Below are 23,433 nucleotides of genomic sequence, written 5' to 3' on the forward strand. Positions count from 1 at the left end.
CCGTCTCAAGCGCGGCACGCAGGCTGCCAGAGCCATTGTCGTCAAGATTCGTCACGGCGATGACCTTGCCGCCACGTCCGCCCGTGGTGAACATGCCCGCTCCCCATGCCCCGGGAAATGCCGGGATAACACCTTCGGGCAGTCGCGGCGGATGCGGGGGAATTTGGCCCGGCTCGGGTTGCCCGGTGGCATTATCACTGTTCTGTGCCCGGGTGTCCACCCCTGTGCACAGAATAGCAAACAACAAACTCATTCCGATGATTCGATGGATCATTTTCATATTTATATCAATTTATTCAAGCAAACCGTTCTTTTTGTCTTTCAGCGTATCGTAGTTATTTCTCAGATCCTGCCAGTTAATCCGGGTACGCGGGTTGATCCCGTTGATGTACTTTTCAATGTTGGTATAGCCGTCGCCATTCAAATCGCCATTGGCATCCGAAGGGTCGTTCGGGTTCAAACCATACTGTTTTTCCCAGGTATCAGGCATCCCATCCTGATCGGTGTCCACGTAAGGTGTTCCTTTGTATTCAGGATAACCGCCCACTTGCGAAATATCTGTAATGATTCCCTTCTTGTATGAATCTTCGGGCAAACGACGATGTTTAAATTTCGGAACGTCTTTCGTACTCACTTTTTTCTCATATTCAATGACGCCGGTTTTGACCACACGCGAAATCCGTTGATCCACCGGGTCGCGGCGCGGCATGGTCGCCCCTGCATTTTCCAATACATAATTAAAGGCATCGGTTGCCGGCATCATGCTCATGTAGGGCATATCAAACGGACGGTGCCAGTAAACCATTTCTTTGTAAGCGCCCAGGCTGTCGGCCAATAAGGTTTCGGCATAGCGGTTATTTGGGTCCGGCGTATTTTCAAGCTGAACGCCACCCGCCCAGTTGTTTTTGGTCACTTTTTCGTTTCCTTCAACAATGTTCCCGTGCACGTAAGCTTTTCCGTATACCCGTTGTTTCAAGGTACTGCGCCCCGATTCGGGTTTCAGGATACGATATCCGATCGGACGGTCAACCGGCGTTACCGGGCCCGGTTTATAATAGTTGTTGATGATGTTGTATTTAGCCGTATAGTCGCCGCCATCTACCGAACGGTGCATCCAGTTAAAAATCACGTTATTTACAAAATTGAAGGTGCCGTTCCATCCAATGGAGGGGTTGCGCCCTGTGTTGTTGGCCCACAGGTTACGGATGAATGAACAGTTTTCGCCGCCCAAGGTGCTTCCAAACGAATGGTTCCAGGTATCCAGAGCCTCGGAGAAAATAGAGTTCTGAATGGTGATATTAACGGTTGGCAATTTAAGGTCCGGTTTTCCGATGCCCTCGTTCCACATGTGACGATAGATCGACATGTTTTCATCCAAACCCCAGCTTGCCGACACATGGTCGATCATGATATTGCCCACGGGGTTTCCGCCAATCGCATCATCACGACGCCCCACCCAGGTTTCGCCACGGCGGAAGCGCATGTGACGGATAACCACATCGTGGGTGTTGATCCAGAAACTTTCACCGGCCAGGCAAACACCGTCGCCCGGGGCAGTTTGCCCGGCAATGGTGATGTAGGGGGCGCGCACAATAATCGGACGTTCGAGCCGGATAATCCCGGCAACATTGAACACTACGATACGGGCCCCACCTGTTTCGCAAGCTTCACGTAAGGTGCCGGGGCCGCTGTCGGCCAGGCTGGTTACCGTAATGACTTTACCGCCGCGGCCACCAAAGGTATACATACCGCCGCCTTCGGCACCCGGAAAACTCGGAATGTCAGCCTGGGGTAAATCGCTTGGGCGGCCGGCCCAGGGAATGTAGGGGCGACCTTCAGCCGCCTCTTTTTCAACAATGGGCAAGGCTTTCTCCCAGGCAATTTCCGACAAACGATAGGTCTCGTCAATTAACTCCTGGGATGCTTTTTTATCTTCGTCTGAAATGGTGGGGTACTGAGCTTGCACAACTGTTATTGCGCCGAATACCAACAACGCACAAATACCTGTAATCTCTCTAAACTTCATATCTTAATAATTGTTAATGGGTATTTCATAAAAAAACTGTGAGAGCTGTTAATTGCTCTCACAGTTTAAACTTTCTTAATCTGCTGTTACGGTAAACAATATTCCCATGTTCCGTCTTGATCTTTGGTACTGGTATTTCCGATATTCCAACCAACAGTCTGGTCAATCCATGTGTTGTTATTTTCCTGTATACGTTGGTTGTAATGTACCGGATAGAGGTTAAACCATCCCCTCCATGTGAACCGGAAGTTTATCGCCTGCGCATTGGTGTTGCCCCCCGAATCCATAGCCCATGACACATTCATACCGGTAGCAGGATCAGTCGCTGCCGTTTTTGGAGGCGTTATCGTTTTAAGATTCGTTTCGTAGAATGTTTCCAAAGCGTCGAGCTTTGAACTAAGAGCAGGATCGTTTTTTAAGATGGCAGGCACCGTCGACCTAACAGGGAGCAACGGATCGTCCGTATTGCTTACTGTTAAGTCCTGAACAGCCCATAACTCATTGGTATGTCGTGTTCCGGATATCGGCCTCAAGCCCAGCATGGTTAACACATTGTTCGTCTTGCTATAGTTGTCGCGTCCGTTCTTTCCGTCGTAAATTTTCCATCCAGTTCCCCAAAAAACATCAGGATCATAATCCTCATTATTAGCGGTAGTTGGATCGAAACCAGCGCCTCCTTCATACAACAACCAACGGCGACAGTCCCATGAGCGTTTGCCCTCATAAGCCAATTCAACAAAGCGCTCGTACAAAACGGCTTCTATTGCGCTGTGTTTATCAGTCAATGCAGAGATACTGCCTGCTCCTACCCTCGAACGAAGTTCGTTAAGCGTAGCCTGACATCCACCCAAGTCACCTGTTGCAGCCTGACATTCAGCCAGGTTGAGCAATATCTCCGCATAGCGGTACTCCATAATGTCGGCTCCCGAATACTCGTAACTACTTGCCGTGGGATTGGACATTTTCCATACCAAAGCTTTACTTCTTCTTTTGGCTGCATTTACCCCGGAATCACTCCCGTCTGTATAAGCTATCTGATTTGAAGCATTCTTCCAGGCATACAGCCAGATCTGGTCAGATGTTCCCGGCCATTGGCAGCCCGAAAAAGCGAAGGTACTGTAAAAACGAGGATCGCGGTCTTTAAAGAACTTGATGGGATCGTAGCCATTGATTGCACTGCCGTTAGCATCCGATGCTCTTTTGCCATCGCTAAGAGGAAAGAGGTTTATCATTTTGTCAGGGGCAGGTATGCCGGGGCCACTGCCGCTTGCAGAGGTAGGACGTATGAACGTTTCCCACTTGTTTGCATAATTTGCCGCCTGATTACCGGTTTTTGGTATCACAATAATCCCTTCTTTTCTGGCTACACCTGGAGTATAAAATGCCAGATTCCATTCGTTTAAGCTGCTCACGCCTACATATCCATTGCCATCTGCTGCATTCCTTGCATTTCTCGCAGCAGTTAAGGCCGCCTGCCACCGAAGGCTGCTCGGACTATCCCAACTGGCATTGAAAACAGGACTGGCGGCATAGAGACGTACCCTGCTGATCATAGCCAGGGCCGCGACCGAGGTAAATCGTCCATAATTATCATCGTTCCATGTTGCCGGCAACAATTCTGATGCCGTTTGGAAATCTGCGCATATTTTTTCGATACATTCGTCTATTGATAAACGCGGGTTTCTGTCGTCGGCGCCCGGAACTTCAGTTTCCGTCGTATAATAAGGTAAACCTCCGAACAAACGTACAGCATCAAAATAGATCCATGCCCGGGCAAAAACAGCCTGTCCTTTCAGGTTATCCCAGAAATTTCCGGGCTGAGGATAAGCCGACTTGGCTACCTCTATTTCCCTGATAAACGAGTTGATCAGATTGATGTTGGGATACACAGTGTATTTGCCCAGATCGTTAAGCGAGGACCCGGCGCCATTCCAGTAAAATGTGCCCGGCACATGATTTCCGGCGTATGTATTTTTACTCGTCGCATTCGCGTAGTAGGCAGAACCGACTCCTGTGGCTCCAATACCTGATGTTATTGCGTCAACCGGCAACTCCTCCGTAAAAAAGGAAAGCATGATGATATCGCCGCCAGTCTGCCTCAACAACGGATTACTTCCATGTATCGGGGCGGTATATTTGCTCAGCATCCGGTGATAAATATTTGCAAAAACGGCTTCTGCCTGTTTTGGGTCGCTAAATACATCCTGCGACGACAAGATACTGTAATCTTTCTTTTCTTCCAGGAACTGGTCGTCACAAGCGGATACGCCTAACAGCAGCAAGCATATTCCAAGCAATATCGAATATTTTATATTTTCCATATCCTTATGTTTTTTATTACAAGTTCTTATTTATACATTTCTTCATCAGAAAGCAACATTCAGACCCAGCGTCCATGTTCTTAAGGTTGGATAACCGGCTGCCGGAGAATCATACATATTCCGGAATTTGTCGGGATACGGATTATAGAAATCCCACAGATTATTTCCGGTCAGGTTTAGCTGTAGTTTATCGATACCTGTTTTCGACAGGAAGTTCTTTGGCAATGTATAGCCCAACGTCATATGCCTGACATAGCAGCGGAATGTTGAAACCATCCAGAAATCGGAGCGTTCGCCATAGGAATTGCTAACAGCCATACTCGGATATTTCCCGTTTGGATTTTCGGTAGGGTCAAACATATCGTTCATATACGAAAACTGCGACCAAATGATTTCGCTGCCGATAGGCTGCGCTTTCCCTTGTTGGTTGACTTCCTGATATCCGCCCCATGAGGTAGTAAGCATGGCAGACCAGTTGAAGTTTCCCCACTGCAAACTCAGTTTTGTATTGGCACCATGCCGTCTGTTGCTGACTAGTTTTCCAAAGTCCTGATCCCTGTCAACCCGCCCGTTAGGGCCCTTAACGACTTTATTTTCAAGATCCAGATCACCTCCCAAATCCTGATAAGCCAACATCCCCACGTACATATCGTCTTTTCCGGATGCGAAATAACGGGCATCTTCGGCTGTACCTCCTGATGCAACAGCATTTGCTTCCAAATAAGCCCAGTAGTTGTCAATGTCAGTCTGGGTACGTAAGATACCATCTCCCGTAGAGGTGCCTTTCCAAACCTTAAATCCATACTGGTCGTTTGGAGATCTGTAACCGGTCATATCTGACCGGTCGTTCATTTTCGAAGTATAATCAAATTGATAATTCTGCCCTAATTTCACCTCATGCCAACTGATCGCGTAATCTATTCCGACGGCATACATGATTGGTCCCATGTTTGGCAGTAAATTTTGTTTAATTTTATCGTTCCACCTCATGGAAAATTCCCAGCCCCAAGCGTCAATCTTACCATAATTGCGTATCGGCAGCGGTGCGCCAATATCGATCCGCGCAGGGTCTTCGCGAGGTATCATCAGCAGATCGGTCGTTTTGTCATAATAATAATCTACTGTAAGTCCCAAACGACTGCTCAGTACATTCATGTCAACACCGTAATTTTGTTTGATGGTCTGGTCCCATTTGAGGTTGCGGTTGGCTGTGCGCGTAAAATCAATGCTGTTCGCTTGTCCTCCTCCATCTTCTATACCAAAAGATAAGCCGTTGTTGTTGGTTTGAAACGCCGAAAGCCATCTCCATGCTTCAACGTTGTCACGTCCTGTTTTTCCCAAGGTATAGCGCAGTTTGAAGAAGTCAAAAGCCTTTGCAAGCGGGCTGTTCTTGAAAAATTTCTCTTCGGAAGCCACCCATCCCACACTTCCCGTCGGGAAAACTCCCCAGTAGTTTTCGGGAGCAAATTTGGTTGAAGCATCCGTACGGATAATAAACTGAGCCAGATAACGGTTACCATATTTGTAGTTCAACCGTCCGATATAAGACATGGCGCCACTCTCCGTTTTACTGAAATAAGTGGCACTTTTATCAGTATTCAGCGTTCCGGCCGAATGGCTCACCCCATTGTAGGAAAGGAGGATCCCATTATAAGTCTGCTGCATAATATTACCTTCGTTTTCGGCTTTTTCGACTACGCCGGTAAAGGCAACATCATGCTCGCCAAAACTCCGGTTATAGCTTATCATAAAGTTGATTTGCTCGCTTTTGCGGTACATTTTCTTATATATCACGCTTGGCTGGTCTTTCACGTTGGCTCTTTTTCCAAATACTGGATACGCCCATGTCGTATAATCGCCCAACAGGTGTTTGTCCTGTTCATTTGTATTGGTAGCAACCGCCAGGGTATAGTAGTCGCCTACATCATTGTTATGCATGTTGGCGTAGTTGACAGCATAAGTTCCTTTAAGAGACAAGCCTTTTATAAAGGGCACTTCGTAAACGACCGAAAAGTTTGAGTTAAAACCGTTGTCGTCGCTATATTTTCTTGCCTTCGAAGCTTCGTTGGCAAAAAAGTTCCAGGTAGAGAACCCGGTAAATCTATCGTAGTTATTATTAACATCCATCGTGAAATTTGCATCCGGTATCCGGTAATGCGGTCCTGCCCAGGGAGATGTATAAAATGTACCTGCATCGGTAGTTACCTGCCATGGAATAAAGTTAGGCATGTGCCGTAATTGCACATACTCATCCTCGCCGCTTTGGCTTCCCCACGGCCCTGCAGCTATTTTTGCCTGATAGTTTTGCGCTGTTTTTTTGCTGTTATAACCAGCAACTGAAGCAGACAATGACAGGCCAGCCGCTACTTTTATTTCGCCGCCGGTACGGAACGTCCATTTTTCATAATCCTGGACATTTCCAATATTCGTACCCTGATCCTGATAGGAGATACCTGCGAAATAGGTTACTTTATCGCTCCCGCCATCAACCGTTAGCGAATGACGCTGCGTGCTAGCCGAATGCCATGCTTCGTCAAGCCAATTATAATTCAGGTTTCTCATGGCGTTCAATTCGGCAGCCGAATATCTAAAATCATTAGGAGGGGTAGTATAGTCGGTACGGTTATTGGCTGCCATCTGGTTGAACATTCTGTTTGTGAAAACACCTAACTGGTATGCGTTCATGGTTTTCGCGTGGCTCACAGCATCGGAATGATCCCACTTGAGGGAGTAATTTATTCTTGCCGCTCCCTTCTGTCCACGTTTGGTTTTCACCAGGATTACGCCGTTCGAGGCGCGCGCACCATAGACCGCCGCCGAAGCATCTTTAAGAACAGTCATGCTCTCAATCTCACTGTAATCCAACATGTTGAAAGCTGTCATATCCGGTTCTCCTTCGTCATTGACCTGCACCACATCGTCAATGACAATCAACGGACCAAATTCTTTGGCGCCACTCGTAAGTTGAGGCGCAGGATGCCTGATTGTAAATGAACCCGTAGCCCCCGGCCGTCCATCGCTTTGCTTCACGTTCAGCCCGATTACCTGTCCTGCCAAAGCATCAATGATAGAGGCTCCCGGCAACTGTTCCACATCTTGCATGCGGACAGTCGTAGCTGCTCCCGTCAGATCTTTAACCCGTTGCGTTCCATATCCGACAACGACCACCTCGTCCAGCTTCAACAGGTCTTCTCTCAATACAATGCGGGTATTGCTTAAATCAGTAACGGTCTGACTGATATATCCGACAAATGAAACCTCAACTTTACCGCCGGCAGGCACGGCAATGGAGAATTTACCATTAACGTCAGTAATTGTTCCTATCGTAGTACCTGCCACTGTTACAGTAGCACCAACAATAGGCTGATCGTTCGCCTCAACAACAAGCCCTTCATAAATTTGTGTAGTCTGAGCCTGAGCTGAGATTACAGACATGAAAGCAAAAAGCACACCCAGGAAAAGTAAAAATATTACCTTTTTCCAGCTTCCGCCTGTAAATTGCCCACACTCGGCAGAGGTCAAGTCTGCTTTGTCCTGCGCTCTCTTAATTGAAGAAATAAATTTTAAGCTTTTCCTCTTTTCTTTAAAAGGCGACATAAAACTGTTTTCATTCATAAGTCTTGGTTTTTACTAGTTACTTACTTCCCCCTCAAAAGAGGAGCTGTTTAATTAAAAGATGTAAACGTTACCATAATGTTAAAGTAGTGTGTAAATGTAATCGTTTACATTCATATATGCAACTTATTTTAAAACTTTTAACAACATTCAGAATCTGTAATCATGTAATCGTTTTTAATACAGGACGTTTTGATTATCCAATTACCGCAAATTGGTGGCGGAGGCTGAATAAAACGATAGACCGTTGCAAAGTCACGGCGTTAAAAGAATTGCCTGAGCGCCTAATTCCGAAAGTACCCGGGTAAAACTGCGACGACCACTGATTCGCTACCGGTGCATAAACCAGCTGCAAAAAAAATAAAGTGACCGGTCGATTGTTTTTTCCTAAGCAGAATTCCGATTATCTTTAGCCAAATTTTGCAACAATCATGAGAGTCGACTTATTTATACCTTGCTTCATCGATCAGCTTTATCCAAACACCGCGTTTAATGTGATTAAACTGCTGAAAAAAGCAGGCATACAGGCCGACTACAACCCTGAGCAAACCTGTTGCGGACAACCTGCCTATAACAGCGGTTATTGGGAGCAAACAAAAAAACTGGCTACAAAATTTGTTGCTGACTTTCACGGCGAACACCTCATTGTTAGTCCGTCGGCATCCTGCACCGGCTTCATAAAAAATTATTATTCAGACCTGATAAAAAAAGAGGATCTGGAATACGAATCTCACATCAGGTTAAAAAGCAGACTGTATGAACTGACTGATTTTCTGGTAAATAAGATCAACTTCACGGATTTTGGCGCCAGCTTTCCCCATAAGGTTTGTTACCACGATGCCTGTTCTGCCCTACGGGAATATGGCATCCAGCGAGAACCGCGCCTCTTACTCTCGAAAGTAAAGGGACTGGAACTGGTTGAAATGGAAGATACCGAAACCTGTTGTGGTTTTGGCGGAACCTTTTCGGCCAAGTTTACATCCATTTCGTCGGCGATGACTGAACAGAAAGTGGAAAAAGCATTAAAAACAGGCGCGGAATACATCATTTCCACTGAATCGTCCTGCCTGATGAATATCGAAGGCTACATAAAAAAACAAAAACTCCCCATTAAACCAATTCATATTGCCGATATCCTGGCAAGCGGATGGGAGCTACCATAAACATAGCTTTTTTGCCCCCGGATAAACCCTGCAACCGACAGCCAAAAAAAAGATTAAGGATTATTAACAAACTTTTACATTCCTATTTCGTATTTGTTAGTCCAGACATGCGGACAACATATAAACAGGCGCTCTTTTTCTCTTCTTTTTAAAATCCTGACAATCAGGAATGTGAAAATGTAATTCTTAATTGGCTGCCACTTGGGCAGAAATAAAAATTTCGGACAGACAGAAATATTGATAAAGGCATTCACCATGAAAACACAAAACACCAGGAGTAAATATGACTTTCCTGTAAGCTTACACCACATCCACTATTTACGCACAGGCAATAAGAAGCAACATAAGCCATACGCCGACAACAAAGGAATTCACTGTACGGGCGATTCCTTTGGTTACATTGTTGACTGGCAAGTTTCCGAAGAAAAGGCAAAAAAACAGTTTGCCGGGGCAGATTCTGCGCCTTTCCTTTTTTGAAACACCTACCCGATAGATCGGATGTTGTACAGGCAACATGATTTATCATCTACCTGTTATTATCGTCAGGATGGATAATCCGGATGAATAAATGTAAGCCGGAACACGAAGTGGACAACGCTTAATCACTTTTTACCAGTTTACCTAAAAATCAACGGGACCGTTCGGAAGGCGGTTGATACGAACTGTTACCGACAGAGCAAACAGCGGATTTGTCTCTAATTAGATTAAACAGAACTCTTAAAACAGAAACAGGTGATCGCATGAATGTACTCATGTTTGGATGGGAATTTCCGCCAAATATTTCCGGGGGCTTGGGAACAGCCTGCTACGGACTGACAAAAAGCTTGTCTTCCCTGGCCAATGTCGACATTACCTTTGTCATTCCGAAGGTACATGGCAACGAAATAGAAAACAGCATTCAACTGCGCGGCGCCAATCAGCTTGATTTATTGAAGAGTAAAATCCGTCCGGAAAGACTTATGCTTCCGGTTGAATGTTTTAGTATTGAGTCCGGGCTTGTTCCCTACGCCAATCCTGAAGAATACCAAAAACAAGCTCCTGCTTCGGTTGAAGAAATCGGGATCAAATCGGATCAGCAAATCGTATCACAAATAAATTTTACCGGAAATTACGGGCCCAACCTGTTTAATGAAATCCATAACTTTTCCGTCGTCGCCGAACATCTGGCCCGGCAAACAAAATTTGACCTGATCCACGCGCACGACTGGTTAACTTTTCCATCCGGAATACTTGCCAAGAAAGTCTCCGGTAAACCCCTGGTGATTCATGTACATGCCACCGATTTTGACCGTAGCGGCGGCAAAGCAAACCCCAAGGTGTATCAAATAGAAAAAGAAGGTATGGATGAGGCCGATTGCATTATCTGCGTCAGTAACCGGACGCGGGAAATGGTTATCGAAAAATATGACATTTCACCCTCCAAAATCAGTACGGTACACAACGGCGTAGAATTTGATGAGCCGGTAACTGACCCCGAAAGACTGAAAAGAAACCGGGAAAAAATTGTAACCTTTCTGGGCCGGATTACCCTGCAAAAAGGGCCTGAATATTTCATCCGGGTTGCTGAGATGGTCCTTGAGAAAATGGATCATGTCCGATTCATTATGGCCGGCAGCGGCGATCTGCTCCACGAGATGATTAAAAAAGCAGCCCGCGCCGGATTAGGGAACAAATTTCTCTTTACCGGCTTTTTAAAAGGAAAGGATGTTCACCGGATGCTTCGTCTTTCGGATGTCTTTGTGATGCCATCCGTATCAGAACCCTTTGGCATTTGCCCGCTGGAAGCCATGCAATGCGGTGTGCCCACCATCATTTCAAAGCAATCGGGCGTATCCGAAGTGGTGAAGCACGCCATTAAAGTCGATTTCTGGGATGTACAGGCGATGGCCGATGCCATCCACGGCATATTATCCTACCCGGCGCTTTTCAACATGATGAAAAAAGAGGGTAAAAAAGAAGTCACGGGTATCTGCTGGGAGCAGGCGGCCCAAAAAATTGAGGGTTTATACCGGCAACTCCTGTTATCCGCCTAAAAGGTTCAATTCAGCTTCAGCTCTTTTAGAATACGGATTGTCAGATCAAACGCGGGATTTGCCATCGCTCCGTGATCAAATCCGTCGAGCTCAAACAAATAGGTCTCCCGGTGTCCGGCTACTTTCATCATCCGGTACATGTAAGCATTCTCTTCGTAACGACCAAGCATTTCCAACTCGCGGTCGCCGGTAATCAGGTACAGGGGCGGCGCATCGGGACGCACAAAATATAGCGGGGCAAATTCGTCAATCAAGGGTTGGGTTCCGGCCATCCCCCGCTCCGAACGAATCAGAAAATGCGTGATGGTATGCCCACTAAACGGAATCAAAGCCGCCACCTGGTCTGAGTCGATATGGTAACCTGCCAGGTAACGTTTATCCAAAACCGCCATACTACCCAGGTAACCGCCGGCCGAATGACCGGATACAACAATCCGTTCTTTCGAACCGCCAAATTCTTCAATATGATTGAACGCCCAGGCCACCGCGGCCGCGGCATCTTCAATATATTCAGGACATTTCACCTTCGGCCCCAGCCGGTAATTTACTGCAACAACGGCAAATCCTTTATTCTTCCATTGTTCGGGGATGAACTTTTCTCCGCCGGTGATGCCACCCCCGTGAAACCAAATCACCGTTGTAAAACCCGGCTTATTGTCAGGATAATACAGATCAAGCCGGCAACGTTCCTCCATATAATCGGTAAGTTCGCCGCTTCGGTACAGAAGGTCTTTTTCTGTTTTATAAGAATTCGCATTTTGCCCGTACGAAGAAAACGAGATGATTATTGACAGAAAAACTAAACTTAACATAAACTGAATGCGTCTCATAATGCTTATTCATTGTTTATTCGGGTGAAATTAATGAAAAAATCAGAAGCCAACTTACAGCGGCTTCAGCAGGCAGGCTAAAACACCTGCATTTTGTGCAATTTATAGTAATGACCTTCCCGGGCAATTAACTCCTCGTGGTTACCCGTTTCCACAATTTTACCTTCGTGAAGAACACAGATCAGATCGGCATTTTTTATGGTCGACAGGCGATGCGCGATGACCAGCGATGTCCGGTTTTTCATCAGGTTTTCGAGGGCCTGCTGCACCAGCTTTTCCGATTCGGTGTCCAAGGCTGAGGTTGCTTCATCAAGAATCAGGATCGGCGGATTTTTCAGAATAGCCCGGGCAATGGAGACCCGTTGTTTTTGTCCGCCCGAAAGTTTATCGCCCCGGTCGCCAATATTGGTCTGATAAGCGTTTTCGGTAGCCATGATAAATTCATGGGCATTCGCAATTTTTGCCGCATTTATCACTTCTTCTTCCGTCACATCGTTCACGCCAAAGGCAATGTTGTTGAAAAAGGTATCATTAAACAAAATCGGCTCCTGGTTCACATTCCCCATCAGGCTGCGCAAATCGTGCAACTTAATGTCGCGGATATCGATGCCGTCAAGATAAATTCCGCCCCCGGTTACATCCCAGAAACGCGGCATCAAATCGACCAGAGTTGTTTTTCCCGAACCGGATTTTCCGACAAAAGCTACGGTTTGCCCTTTACGAATATGAAGGTTGATCTGATCAAGCACTCTTTCGGTTACATAACTGAAACTCACATTCCTGTACTCAATCGATCCGGTGAAGTCGGCTTTGGAAACTGCATCAGTTTTATCGTTAATCCAGTTTTCCTGCCCCAATATCCGGTCAATTCGTTCCATCGAAGCCAGTCCCTTCTCCACGCTGTACAAAGCGGTTGAAAAAGCCTTTGCCGGGTTGATGATATTGTAGAAAAACACCAGGTAAACAATAAACTGTTGCGGACTCAGGGCTCCCGCATCACCCGAAAGAATAAGGTTTCCGCCATACCATAACACGATGACGATTACGGCTGTTCCCAGGAACTCGCTCATCGGGTGGGCCAGAAAATACCGGCTCATCAGCTTGTTCATAATCAAGCGGTAGTTTTCATTCTCCCGGTCGAAACGTTCAATCGCCTTCTTCTCGGCAGTAAACGCCTTAATGACCCTTAAACCCGAAATATCTTCATCTATAATTGAAAGAATTTCACCTTGTTTATTTTGCCCTTTCCGCGATTGCCGTTTCAGGCTTTTTCCAACTCTACCGATCAAAAAACCGGTTACAGGTAACATGATAAAAACAAAAATCGTCAGCGACCAACTGGTATAAACCATGTAGGTCAGCGAGATCAGTATCAGTATCGGATTTTTGAACAACATATCCAGCGAATTCATCACCGAGTTTTCTATTTCCTGTACATCGCTGGTCATACGCGCCATAATATCACCTTTCCGCTCATCGTTGAAAAATCCCAACGGTAAAGACAACATTTTGCGGTATATCCTGCCCCTGATATCACGAACTACGCCGTTACGGATACCAATCATCATATAACTGGCCAAATAGGTAAAACCGACTTTCAGCAACACCATCAGGATAATAAACATCCCGATATATATCAGCGCCGTAGATTGCCCGTACTGATCAATCACCCAGGTTATAAAATACGAAAGGTTATTTAAAATGACTTTTACCGACATCTCGAAGGGTAAAAGTTCGGTGACCCCCTCTTCGGTACCAAACAAAATACCCAGCACCGGCGACAGCAAGCCAAATGAGAAAGCCCCGAAAACAGCAGCCAGTAAGTTAAACAAAAAGTTTAGCCCAACTTTCCCTTTATATGGAGGCAAAAACCTCCGTAACAGTTTGATTAAATCTTTCATGATCGTTTATAAGCCATTTTTCAGAACGACAACCAACCCGATTCGGTCATCAAAAAATGCGTTGTTTTAAATTAAAAGATGCCTGTATAATTGTGTGGCGTAATCTTTTTCAACTCCGTTTTCAGAGCATCACTTATGCCCAGGGTGTCAATAAATTCATGAATCACCTGCTGATCGATCTTCCGGTTAACGCGTGTCAGGTTGCGCAGGGCTTCGTATGGGTTTGGGTAGCCTTCGCGCCGCAAAATGGTTTGGATGGCTTCGGCAACAACCGGCCAGTTTGCGTCAAGATCAGCATCAATCGCATCGCGGTTCAGCAATAATTTATCCAGTCCCCGCATGGTCGAATGAACCGCGATCAGCGTATGTGCAACGGGCATACCGATCGTGCGCAGAACCGTCGAGTCGGTCAGGTCCCTCTGCAGGCGCGAAACCGGCAGCTTAACAGCCAGGTGCTCAAACAAGGCATTGGCGATCCCCAGGTTTCCTTCCGAGTTCTCAAAATCAATCGGGTTTACTTTGTGCGGCATCGCCGACGATCCGACCTCGCCGGCTTTAATTTTTTGCTTGAAATATTCCATCGATATGTAAGTCCACATGTCGCGGTCGAGATCGATCAGAATGGTATTTACTCGCTTCAGGGCATCAAAAATTGCCGCGTGGTTATCGTAGTTGGCTATCTGTGTGGTGTATTGTGCGCGTTCGAGTCCGAGGTATTTCTTCAGGAAATGGTTGCCGAACGCTTTCCAGCTGATCTCGGGATAGGCAGCCTGGTGCGCGTTGAAGTTTCCCGTTGCGCCGCCGAATTTGGCATCGCATTGAATTCCTCTCAGTTGCTCCAGTTGTTTTTTTATCCGTTCGGAAAAAACCCGGATTTCTTTCCCCAAATTTGTTGGCGAAGCAGGCTGACCGTGGGTTTTTGCCAGCATGGGTATGTTTTTCCATTCGTCGGCCAACTCATCCAGCTTATCGGTTAAATCATTGATCGCCGGGAAATATTCGTAATCCAGCGCATCGTGAATCGACCGGGGAACTGCCGTATTGTTAATGTCCTGCGATGTCAGTCCAAAATGAATGAACTCTTTATAGGCCTGAATGCCCAGTTTATCAAATTCTTCTTTCAGAAAATACTCGACGGCTTTTACATCGTGATTGGTCACTTTTTCAATGTCTTTCACCCGCTGCGCATCGGTTACCGAAAAGTTTTCGACCAAGCCGCGCAAACGGGCAAACAAGGTCTTGTCGAAACCGGCCAATTGAGGCAGGGGCAGTTCACACAAGGCGATAAAGTATTCGATCTCAACAAAAACCCGGTATTTGATCAGGGCATATTCAGAAAAATACAATTGCAGGTTTTCGACTTTCGATCGGTAACGGCCATCAATGGGCGTAATTGCAGTGAGTAAGTTCAGTTCCATGTTTTTAATTTTTCACGCGATAAAGGTAACAAAAATCATCAAAAATTGTCAGTCGGCGCCACCTGGGAATCGTTACCAAAATCAGCATCCTCCTTCTGATATAAGCAGCCTTTCTCCGCCCGAATATCTCCTTCATAAAAAAATGTTAAATTCTCATTTTAAACAAAAAAAAGATTTCAACCAATGTCTTCATTTTGTAAGTTTATTCATAATTTTATGCTCTGAAAATCACAAACAAAACACAAATCATTGCCTAAAATCAAACAAAATGAAACTAGCCACACTTATCCTGCTGCTTTTTATCAGCGCTGTTTCTTTTTCTCAACATCACAAATTAGCCCTGGTATACGGGTACGCGAACAACGATGTATACCGGGTAAACGAACTGGATGGCGCTGCCGGCTATCATGGCAAGAGCTCATACCTGATCGGACTAAACTACCAGAAAGCGCTTGTTTCTTCGCTCTGGTTCGAAACCGGGCTCGAATATTCCAGAAACAAAATAGAAATTACCCCGGCACCGAATCCGGAGATTGATCTCACGGCCAGGCAAACGACGGCCGAACTGTTAACCATCCCGGCTTACGGCAACCTGAGCTTTCTAAAATATTTTTTTGTCAATGGCGGGTTACTGCTCGATTTCGACATCAAGCTGCCCGAACAAAGCATTGACAGCCAAACCGGAATTGGGTTCGGGTTTGGGATTGGCGGAGAAATAAATATCAAACAGCTGCATTTCTTTGCAAATGCCTTTCTGAAAAACCATGCGGTTATTGCCTTCGATAAAGAACGTAACCAACAGCATTTGGTCGAAGACGGGCTGAAATTTGGCATTGGCTACAGTTTCTGATTATTGGCAGCAGAACGGCATGCGCTCAATTCGTAACTTTGCCGAAAGGTTCTGTTATGAGCGGTTTGAATGACATTCCTCTTCCTGTAAAGTTCAATGCCTTCAAGCACCACCGGAAGTATATCCTGGCTTTACTGACAACCGTTTCGGTAGACGAACTGGCCGAAATGCTTAATCCCTTGTGCCATAACTACATCGATATTTACACCGGCCGCTTGTCGCCCGAAACGATCGGAAATCAAATAATTTGTTTTCTGAAAAACGAAAAAGCCTTTCATCCGGACGAATTCAAAACCTGGTTGAATGCCACATCGGGTTATCGGCACATCCGGTTGGACGATGGATCGGAATGGATTATACGCGAAGGAGTTGAACCGGAGAGGTACATCCATGTGCATCCGGCCCGAACAGGAAGTTGCACGATCCGCGTTAAAGGTTCGACCCTGAAAACAAGCCTGATCCTGAAAATAAACCATCCGGATCTTCTCCTTCCGGTTTCGCTTCACGAAGTTAACCGGGTACGGCAACTAGCCGGACTACCTCCGGTAAAAAAACTTGAACGCGGGAAAGGAATTCAAAACTGTATCGAACGGTTCTTTGCAGCCTGCTAAGGCACTTTAAAAAAAGAATAAAACACCTTTAGGTATGGAAATTACCCATTGACTTTAGCCCCTTCAATGTGGTTAATTCGCATCGAGGAAAAATGAGAACAGGATTCTTATATTTTTTAGGGCTTAGTAATAATCGTGAGGTCTTTTTTCCAAAATTCGTTACATGTCATTCGCAGGTGATGCAATAAGAGGTAGGGCCATTGTTGCAAATACTTCAACGACATCTCTCTGATGAGCGGACCAAATCGCTCTGCATGAATCTGAAGGATTCATTTTTAGGTGAAGTATGCAATATTTAAAATTATTTTATGAAAAATTTATCCTTATTATTCCTGATGCTGATTTGTTCAGCAGGAGTCGGTTACAGCCAGAGTGGACAAATCCCGCTGATTGGAGCAAAAGCGCCGGTATTTACAGCGGAAACAACAAACGGAACCTTAAATTTTCCTGACGATTACGGTAAAAACTGGAAAGTATTGATGAGCCATCCCAAAGATTTCACACCGGTATGTACATCGGAGTTACTCGAATTAGCCTATATGCAGCAAGCTTTTGAAGATTTGGGTGTAAAGCTGGCTGTCATCTCGGTAGACAACCTGAACCAGCACGCCATGTGGAAGGCCCACCTGGAAGAGTTGGACTACAAAGGCCGCGGAGCCCAAAAGATACACTTTCCGCTGATTGACGACCATTCGATGCAGGTTTCCCGAAAATATGGCATGCTCCATAGTCCGACAAGTACCAGCAGGGACATCCGCGGTGTTTACATTATCAGCCCCGACAACATCATCCGTTCAATCAATTTTTATCCGACCGAAGTTGGCCGGAATATGAAAGAAATTGAACGAACTGTCATTGCCTTGCAAACAGCGAGGGATGAAACGGTTTACACCCCGGCCAACTGGAATAAAGGCGAAGATCTTATCGTACCGCATTTACCTTACAGGCACGCCGATCGGAGTAATGTACAATTGACCGATTTGCAGGAAAGCGACAAATATTACAGTGTGGGCAACCGGCTGTGGTTTAAAAGAGCAGAATAACTGACGTTCATCCGGCTGAGCAAAGAAGCCGGATTTTTAACGATACCTGCCTTTTCCCCTTCAAGAAGAAATCCGATTGGGTCCCCTCAATCGAAGCCCAATCGGATCTTCCCGTTAACACAGGCCGGATTATATACCAAGAATACCGGGGCCTTGTTCAAACACAATATCTACCGGAATGCCGGCTTCGCCAATCCGGTCGAGGTCTTTTTGCAGTTCTTCGCGAATAAAACCCGACTCGTCGATCATCTGCTTCGCTTTGGCGTAATCTCCGTCGCCCTGAATCGTTAAGACCAAATCAGACAGATCAAACATGGCCTGTTTCATTTTCTCAAAATCGACGCGGTAAGTTCCGGGTTCCGAGTCGCGTTCAAAAGCGCCTTTTTCCTGGAAATAGTAAAAGCGGATCATGTTGGCTTTCCCGTGGGCGCTGGCTGCGCCGAAGCGTACCGAGCGGAAAATGCCGGCCATGAAGGTAACAAAATTATCCATCAGGTCTTTATCCGTCAGTTCTCCCATCCGGTTTAACTCGTACACGCACCACAAACCCAAGATATCGGCTTTTCCTTCTTCAATCGAGGTGTAGGCTTCTTTCAGGGCTTCCCGGACAGTCTGACTACCTTCAATTGTTTTGCCCAGACCCAAGCCATGCGCTACCTCATGAAACATGGTATTTTCAAAAAAGGCGTCAAACTTCACATGGGCACGCTGATCTTCAGCGATCAGCAATTCAGAAATCGGGATCAGTATTTGATCGAATTTGGCCTGCATTGAATTTTTAAGCTGCAATTTCCGGCTGCCTTTTGTTTCCCTCACCTGCTCATCATTCGGCAGGTTAATCGCGATGGTTTTGCTTCCGGCATTACAGTCGCCTGCATAAAAAACAGCATCGTAAACATTCATGTCAGAGTCCGATCCGGGCATTTCGTTTTTATATGGTGCTGCACAAGGCAGGGCTTTTTGCAAATCGGGCAGCAGAGCAGCGTACTTTTCAAGTTTACCGCTCCAGTCTTTATCTTTTATCAAAATGAAAGCCTCATGGGCCGCCTTATAGCCAAACAGTTGATCTTCGTAATTTTCAATTGGACCCACGATAAAGTCGATCGTGTTGGTTTTCATCTCCATCCAAGCCACATCGCTGGCAAAATAATCATCCGTCAACAAAGCTTCGGCACGGAGTTCCAGGTATTTTTTCAAACCGGGATCTTCGGCCAAACCGGCGGCCTGCCTGATGTAGCCAACTGCCTCTTCAATCTGCTCTTTGAAGGCAATATGGTAAGGTATAGCCGTCGGTTTACCACTAGCATCACGCTGAATAAGGGTATACAGGCTGCTTTTTGTTGGTTCGTCCCAGGCTTCAAATTCTTCTTTGGTCATGTCGGCCGGATAAAATCCGGCTCCGGCAGGTTTATCGCCATAACCTTCCACGAAAGGCCGGTTTCCGTTCAAACGTTCCCAGGGTCCGTAATTAATCCGAATAAATTTCTCCATAGCCGGGCTACTTGCTTTTGCCAGAACATCGTTTTTGTCGCCGTATGCTTCCAGCCAGAAAATGTCGTCCATAATTTTGGCTGCCTCAAACAAAAGCGGCAGCATTTTTTTCTCATTTTCGGTGAGGACACTCAAATCGGTGGTCAGTTTAAACGGGGCAAATGCCTCAGCTTTCATGTCAATTTCAGTTTTTTCAGTTTCTTTTTCTTTTGGTGTTCCGGTACAGGAAGTGAATACCATCCCTGCTCCTGCGATCAATAAAATAAATAAATTCTTCATGATGTTTTATTTTTCAAAATAAATAAGGTTATCAGTCGGAAGTAAAAATCAGAAATCGTCTGACTGTTTTCATCTTTGGACAAAATTAAACAGCAAAAGATACAAAAAATGCTGCCAAAAGGCAGCATTTTTTGTATCTTGTTTTTATCTATTTCGGCAATTGAACTCCCCGCTCTTTCGCCATTTTCTCTAGGCGTTGCTGGAATTTTGACTTTTTAACCGGACCGCCTTTCTTTTTGGCAGCATACAACTGGGTTCTGATTTTTTCTTCGTCGATCAACACCCGGAACAGGTACATTTGTCCAATGGTGATCAGGTTTGCCAGGAAATAATAATAGCTCAGGCCCGAAGGATAACTGTTCAGAATAAACAGGAACATGACCGGCATCAGATACATCATGGTTTGCATGCCCGGCATGGTTTGGCTGCTGGTTGCCTGCTGGCTGAGTTTGGTTGAAATGATAGTTGTAATGGTCATCAACAAACAGAATAAACTCACATGATCGCCATAAAACGGAATGGTAAACGGCAGGTTCAGGATCGAATCATACGATGACAAATCCTTTGCCCACAAGAAACTTTCCTGACGTAATTCAATTGAAGTCGGGAAGAAAAAGAACATGGCAAACAAAATCGGCATTTGCAGCAACATGGGTAAACAGCCGCCCATCGGGCTAACTCCCACCTTTTTGTACAAAGCCATCACTGCCTGCTGTTTTTCCATAGGCTTGTCTTTCCCGAACTTTTCGTTAATCTCGTCCATCTCCGGTTTCAACGAGCGCATTTTAGCCTGCGAAATGTATGATTTATAGGTGAACGGGAATAAGATCAGCTTGATGAACAGGGTCAGTAATAAAATAATGAGGCCAAAGTTGTTGATCCGGTTTCGGAGCATGTTAAAAACCGGGATGATCAGGTAGCGGTTTACCGGGCGTAAAATTGAATAGCCCAGGTTCACCAGCCGGTCGAGATCAAGATCATATTGTTTCAGGGTATGATAATGGTTCGGCCCAAAGTAAAGCTGCATACCGTAGTTCTGTGCAGGAAGGTTTTCGTAAGGGAAAGCAATATCGGCGTAAAAATCTCCCACGTATTTATGACTTTCCTCGGTATAATTGAATTTAATATCGGCGGTGGGAAAAGCATCGTCAGCAATCAGGGTCGAGCTAAAGAAAAGTTGTTTAAAGCTAATCCATTTCACCTTGGTCTTTAAGGTTTCCTCGCTCGATTTTGCCGGGGTCAGTTTATCCACTTCATCTTCAAAATACTTATAATTGACCGACGTATAGCGATCTTCGCCGTACTGTGATTTCCGTTCGAGGCGAGGGGCAGAAAAAGCCCAGTTAAAATTCAGGTAATTGGTATTGGAAGAGACCAGCGAATTTAGCCCAACTGTATTCACCTTAAATCCAACCATGTATGAGTTATGCGACAGCACATACTGATACTCCAGGTAACGGTTCTCTCCTGCAGGTAATTTCATGCTTAACGATTGACTGCCGCTACCGTGTTCTTCGTTATAATTTACGTTTCCTTCTTTCCCTTTTCTTACCTCGGGACCTGTCACGCTTAAACCAGCCTGGGTCGATGAAGGAATAAAGTACAGGTCATCAGTCCTGATCCTCCGGTTCTGCGAGAAAAAATTCAGTCCGAATAAATTGCCGGGGCCGTCAAAAAGGAATAAGGGCAAGGAATCGTAGGTTTGATAATTCTTCAGCTCAACCGAATAAATTTTCCCTCCTTTGGTGGATACAGTCACCTTCATGAGGTTATTTTCGAGGGTAATGAATTTCTCTTCGCCAAAAGCTGCTTCGGCAAATGCCCCGTAACGGTCGGTCAGTTCAGTACCCGCGACAGCGGTATCAGCCGCAGTTGTCTCAGCCTGCTGTTCATCCATTACCTGAAGTTGACTTTCAGCCTGCTGTTTACGCAAGCTTTCCACCTGGCTGATTGAATCCTGCCGTCGTCTGGCCGCCTCGATTTCCTCCTGCGATGGCTTATTCAGGTAACTAAAACCAATCAGGATGGCAAAAATCAGCACAATCCCGACAATCGTATTTTTATCCATAAAAATCTGTTTTTTTCGAAAATTAACTCATAGCTGCCTTCACAAAGGCGACAAACAACGGATGCGGACTCAGCACCGTGCTGCTGTATTCCGGGTGATACTGGACCCCGACAAACCATTTGTGTTTTGGGATTTCAACAACTTCCACCAGGTTGGTGTCCGGGTTTAGCCCAACCGGGACCATTCCGGCATTCTTAAAGTTTTCCAGGTAGTGATTATTAAATTCGTAACGGTGACGGTGGCGTTCCCTGATCTCAGTTTTGCCGTATGCCTTATAAAGATTCGATCTTTTATCGGTAATATCGCAGGTATAGGCCCCCAACCGCATGGTTCCGCCTTTTTCGGTAATCCCTTTTTGTTCTTCCATCAGGTCGATCACCGGGTAGGGCGATTTTTCATTCATCTCGGTTGAATCAGCTCCGTTAAGACCAAGCACATTCCGGGCAAATTCAATTACCGCGATTTGCATTCCCAGGCATATGCCCAAAAACGGGATGTTGTTTTCCCGCACATATTTGGTCGCGAGTATTTTGCCTTCAATTCCGCGGTGCCCAAATCCCGGGGCAACAATCACACCGCTTAAACCAGCCAGTTCTGATTCGACATTCTTTTTGGTAATTTTTTCGGAATGGATCCATTTCAGGTTAACCTTTACCCGGTTTTCGGCGCCTGCATGAATCAGGGCCTCTGCAATCGATTTATAAGCATCCTGCAACTCAACATACTTCCCTACCAAACCAATATTTACAATCGCTTCCGGGTTTTTATGTTTTTTCAGGAACTCGTTCCAATCGTCGAGCTTGGGTTCGTTTTTATAGGGCAATTTCAGTTTTTTGAGGACCGTTACGTCCAGCTTCTCTTCCAGCATTTTATTCGGCACTTCATAAATGGTCGACACATCGATGGATTGAACCACCGATTCGATATCGACATTGCAAAAAAGCGCCACTTTTTTCCGGATACTGATGCCCAGGTCGTGTTCGGTCCGCAAAACCAGTACATCGGGCTGTACCCCGTTTTCGAGCAACATCTTAACCGAATGCTGAGTTGGTTTGGTTTTCAGCTCGCCCGAAGCAGCCAGAAAGGGCACCAGGGTCAGGTGGATGACCAATGCGCTTGAACCCAGTTCCCATTTCAGCTGACGAACAGCCTCAACGTAAGGCAACGATTCGATGTCGCCAACCGTGCCGCCAATTTCGGTAACCACGATGTCGTAATCTTTTTTCGTTCCCAGAAATTTTATTTTCCGCTTAATTTCATCGGTAATGTGAGGAATGATTTGCACGGTCTTGCCCAAATAATCGCCGCGACGTTCTTTGTTAATCACCGACTGGTAAATCCGCCCGGTTGTTACATTGTTGGCCTGAGACGTGGGAACATTCAAAAAACGTTCGTAATGACCTAAATCCAGGTCGGTTTCGGCCCCGTCTTCGGTCACGTAACACTCCCCGTGTTCATAGGGGTTAAGGGTCCCCGGATCGACATTAATATACGGGTCGAGCTTCTGGATCGTCACGGAATAACCCCTGGATTGCAATAACTTAGCTAATGATGCTGCTAATATTCCTTTTCCTAAGGAGGAGGTCACACCTCCGGTTACAAAGATGTACTTGGTTGCTGACAAAATCGTAAAATTTTAATGTTTCTAAAAACGCCCAAAGTTAAGCAATAAAAACTATTACGCTTCAAAAAAAATCACCGGTTTGACATTTTATATCCGACAAAAAAACAGGATGGTTTCGGACCCAAGCCTGAAACCATCCTGTTAATTTATTCTGTGATAT

General features: G+C 45.7%; 15 protein-coding genes. 6 read left to right on the top strand and 9 right to left on the bottom strand.

What is annotated here, in order from left to right; genetic code table 11:
• Nucleotides 1-292: 292 nt before the first annotated feature.
• From ACOIT5_RS21210 to ACOIT5_RS21220, 3 genes are all read right to left on the bottom strand, one after another.
• A complete protein-coding gene (locus tag ACOIT5_RS21210) occupies nt 293-2,026 on the bottom strand; it encodes a pectate lyase (RefSeq protein ID WP_423128162.1) in 1,734 nt (577 codons plus the stop codon).
• A gap of 86 nt (nt 2,027-2,112) precedes the next feature.
• Nucleotides 2,113-4,347 carry a RagB/SusD family nutrient uptake outer membrane protein gene (locus ACOIT5_RS21215; RefSeq protein WP_423128163.1) on the bottom strand — a complete coding sequence of 745 codons (2,235 nt, stop codon included), beginning with the start codon at nt 4,345-4,347 and terminating at the stop codon, nt 2,113-2,115.
• Nucleotides 4,348-4,392: 45 nt separating this feature from the next.
• Nucleotides 4,393-7,962, bottom strand: a complete 3,570-nt coding sequence (locus ACOIT5_RS21220; RefSeq protein ID WP_423128165.1) for a SusC/RagA family TonB-linked outer membrane protein — start codon at nt 7,960-7,962, stop codon at nt 4,393-4,395.
• Between the two features lie 431 nt (nt 7,963-8,393).
• Here ACOIT5_RS21220 and ACOIT5_RS21225 point away from each other — a divergent pair, with 431 nt between their 5' ends.
• The 3 genes from ACOIT5_RS21225 to ACOIT5_RS21235 all read left to right on the top strand — a co-directional run bounded on the left by ACOIT5_RS21225 (nt 8,394) and on the right by ACOIT5_RS21235 (nt 11,158).
• Entirely contained in the window at nt 8,394-9,125 is a 732-nt protein-coding gene (locus ACOIT5_RS21225) for a (Fe-S)-binding protein (protein ID WP_423128166.1), read from the top strand.
• Nucleotides 9,126-9,380: 255 nt separating this feature from the next.
• On the top strand, nt 9,381-9,602 hold the full coding sequence (locus ACOIT5_RS21230) for a hypothetical protein (protein WP_423128167.1): 222 nt from the start codon (nt 9,381-9,383) through the stop codon (nt 9,600-9,602).
• Nucleotides 9,603-9,865: 263 nt separating this feature from the next.
• On the top strand, nt 9,866-11,158 hold the full coding sequence (locus tag ACOIT5_RS21235) for a glycosyltransferase (protein WP_423128168.1): 1,293 nt from the start codon (nt 9,866-9,868) through the stop codon (nt 11,156-11,158).
• 5 nt (nt 11,159-11,163) lie between these two features.
• Here ACOIT5_RS21235 and ACOIT5_RS21240 read toward each other — a convergent pair whose 3' ends face one another.
• From ACOIT5_RS21240 to purB, 3 genes are all read right to left on the bottom strand, one after another.
• Nucleotides 11,164-11,988 (bottom strand): alpha/beta hydrolase, encoded by an 825-nt coding sequence (locus tag ACOIT5_RS21240; RefSeq protein ID WP_423128169.1) that lies wholly within the window; start codon nt 11,986-11,988, stop codon nt 11,164-11,166.
• 77 nt (nt 11,989-12,065) lie between these two features.
• Nucleotides 12,066-13,889, bottom strand: a complete 1,824-nt coding sequence (locus ACOIT5_RS21245) for an ABC transporter ATP-binding protein (protein WP_423128170.1) — start codon at nt 13,887-13,889, stop codon at nt 12,066-12,068.
• A 71-nt stretch (nt 13,890-13,960) separates the two neighbouring features.
• On the bottom strand, nt 13,961-15,307 hold the full coding sequence (gene purB / locus ACOIT5_RS21250) for an adenylosuccinate lyase (protein WP_423128171.1): 1,347 nt from the start codon (nt 15,305-15,307) through the stop codon (nt 13,961-13,963).
• Between the two features lie 268 nt (nt 15,308-15,575).
• Between purB and ACOIT5_RS21255 the strand changes: the two genes are divergently transcribed.
• From ACOIT5_RS21255 to ACOIT5_RS21265, 3 genes are all read left to right on the top strand, one after another.
• Nucleotides 15,576-16,157, top strand: a complete 582-nt coding sequence (locus tag ACOIT5_RS21255; protein ID WP_423128172.1) for a hypothetical protein — start codon at nt 15,576-15,578, stop codon at nt 16,155-16,157.
• Nucleotides 16,158-16,213: 56 nt separating this feature from the next.
• Entirely contained in the window at nt 16,214-16,768 is a 555-nt protein-coding gene (locus tag ACOIT5_RS21260; RefSeq protein ID WP_423128173.1) for a hypothetical protein, read from the top strand.
• Between the two features lie 308 nt (nt 16,769-17,076).
• A complete protein-coding gene (locus ACOIT5_RS21265; RefSeq protein WP_423128174.1) occupies nt 17,077-17,811 on the top strand; it encodes a peroxiredoxin in 735 nt (244 codons plus the stop codon).
• A gap of 129 nt (nt 17,812-17,940) precedes the next feature.
• On the opposite strand, the gene ACOIT5_RS21270 is transcribed toward ACOIT5_RS21265, so the two are convergent.
• The 3 genes from ACOIT5_RS21270 to ACOIT5_RS21280 all read right to left on the bottom strand — a co-directional run bounded on the left by ACOIT5_RS21270 (nt 17,941) and on the right by ACOIT5_RS21280 (nt 23,273).
• The gene (locus tag ACOIT5_RS21270) at nt 17,941-19,581 is read right to left on the bottom strand and encodes a dipeptidyl-peptidase 3 family protein (protein ID WP_423128175.1); all 1,641 of its coding nucleotides are present in this window, start codon (nt 19,579-19,581) and stop codon (nt 17,941-17,943) included.
• A 148-nt stretch (nt 19,582-19,729) separates the two neighbouring features.
• Nucleotides 19,730-21,649, bottom strand: a complete 1,920-nt coding sequence (yidC, locus tag ACOIT5_RS21275) for a membrane protein insertase YidC (protein WP_423128176.1) — start codon at nt 21,647-21,649, stop codon at nt 19,730-19,732.
• Between the two features lie 22 nt (nt 21,650-21,671).
• Nucleotides 21,672-23,273 (bottom strand): CTP synthase, encoded by a 1,602-nt coding sequence (locus tag ACOIT5_RS21280; RefSeq protein ID WP_423128177.1) that lies wholly within the window; start codon nt 23,271-23,273, stop codon nt 21,672-21,674.
• Nucleotides 23,274-23,433: the final 160 nt, after the last annotated feature.

Origin of the sequence: Gaoshiqia hydrogeniformans, from assembly GCF_049347105.1 — a bacterium.
GTDB lineage: Bacteria > Bacteroidota > Bacteroidia > Bacteroidales > Prolixibacteraceae > Gaoshiqia > Gaoshiqia hydrogeniformans.

Bases quoted from the DNA above. Each gene is read 5' to 3' on its own strand.
- ACOIT5_RS21245 (WP_423128170.1), bottom strand. From the start codon at position 13,889: ATGAAAGATTTAATCAAACTGTTACGGAGGTTTTTGCCTCCATATAAA.
- yidC (WP_423128176.1), bottom strand. From the start codon at position 21,649: ATGGATAAAAATACGATTGTCGGGATTGTGCTGATTTTTGCCATCCTG.
- ACOIT5_RS21260 (WP_423128173.1), top strand. From the start codon at position 16,214: ATGAGCGGTTTGAATGACATTCCTCTTCCTGTAAAGTTCAATGCCTTC.
- ACOIT5_RS21265 (WP_423128174.1), top strand. From the start codon at position 17,077: ATGAAAAATTTATCCTTATTATTCCTGATGCTGATTTGTTCAGCAGGA.
- ACOIT5_RS21225 (WP_423128166.1), top strand. From the start codon at position 8,394: ATGAGAGTCGACTTATTTATACCTTGCTTCATCGATCAGCTTTATCCA.
- ACOIT5_RS21230 (WP_423128167.1), top strand. From the start codon at position 9,381: ATGAAAACACAAAACACCAGGAGTAAATATGACTTTCCTGTAAGCTTA.
- purB (WP_423128171.1), bottom strand. From the start codon at position 15,307: ATGGAACTGAACTTACTCACTGCAATTACGCCCATTGATGGCCGTTAC.
- ACOIT5_RS21270 (WP_423128175.1), bottom strand. From the start codon at position 19,581: ATGAAGAATTTATTTATTTTATTGATCGCAGGAGCAGGGATGGTATTC.
- ACOIT5_RS21215 (WP_423128163.1), bottom strand. From the start codon at position 4,347: ATGGAAAATATAAAATATTCGATATTGCTTGGAATATGCTTGCTGCTG.
- ACOIT5_RS21240 (WP_423128169.1), bottom strand. From the start codon at position 11,988: ATGAGACGCATTCAGTTTATGTTAAGTTTAGTTTTTCTGTCAATAATC.
- ACOIT5_RS21235 (WP_423128168.1), top strand. From the start codon at position 9,866: ATGAATGTACTCATGTTTGGATGGGAATTTCCGCCAAATATTTCCGGG.
- ACOIT5_RS21220 (WP_423128165.1), bottom strand. From the start codon at position 7,962: ATGAATGAAAACAGTTTTATGTCGCCTTTTAAAGAAAAGAGGAAAAGC.
- ACOIT5_RS21255 (WP_423128172.1), top strand. From the start codon at position 15,576: ATGAAACTAGCCACACTTATCCTGCTGCTTTTTATCAGCGCTGTTTCT.
- ACOIT5_RS21210 (WP_423128162.1), bottom strand. From the start codon at position 2,026: ATGAAGTTTAGAGAGATTACAGGTATTTGTGCGTTGTTGGTATTCGGC.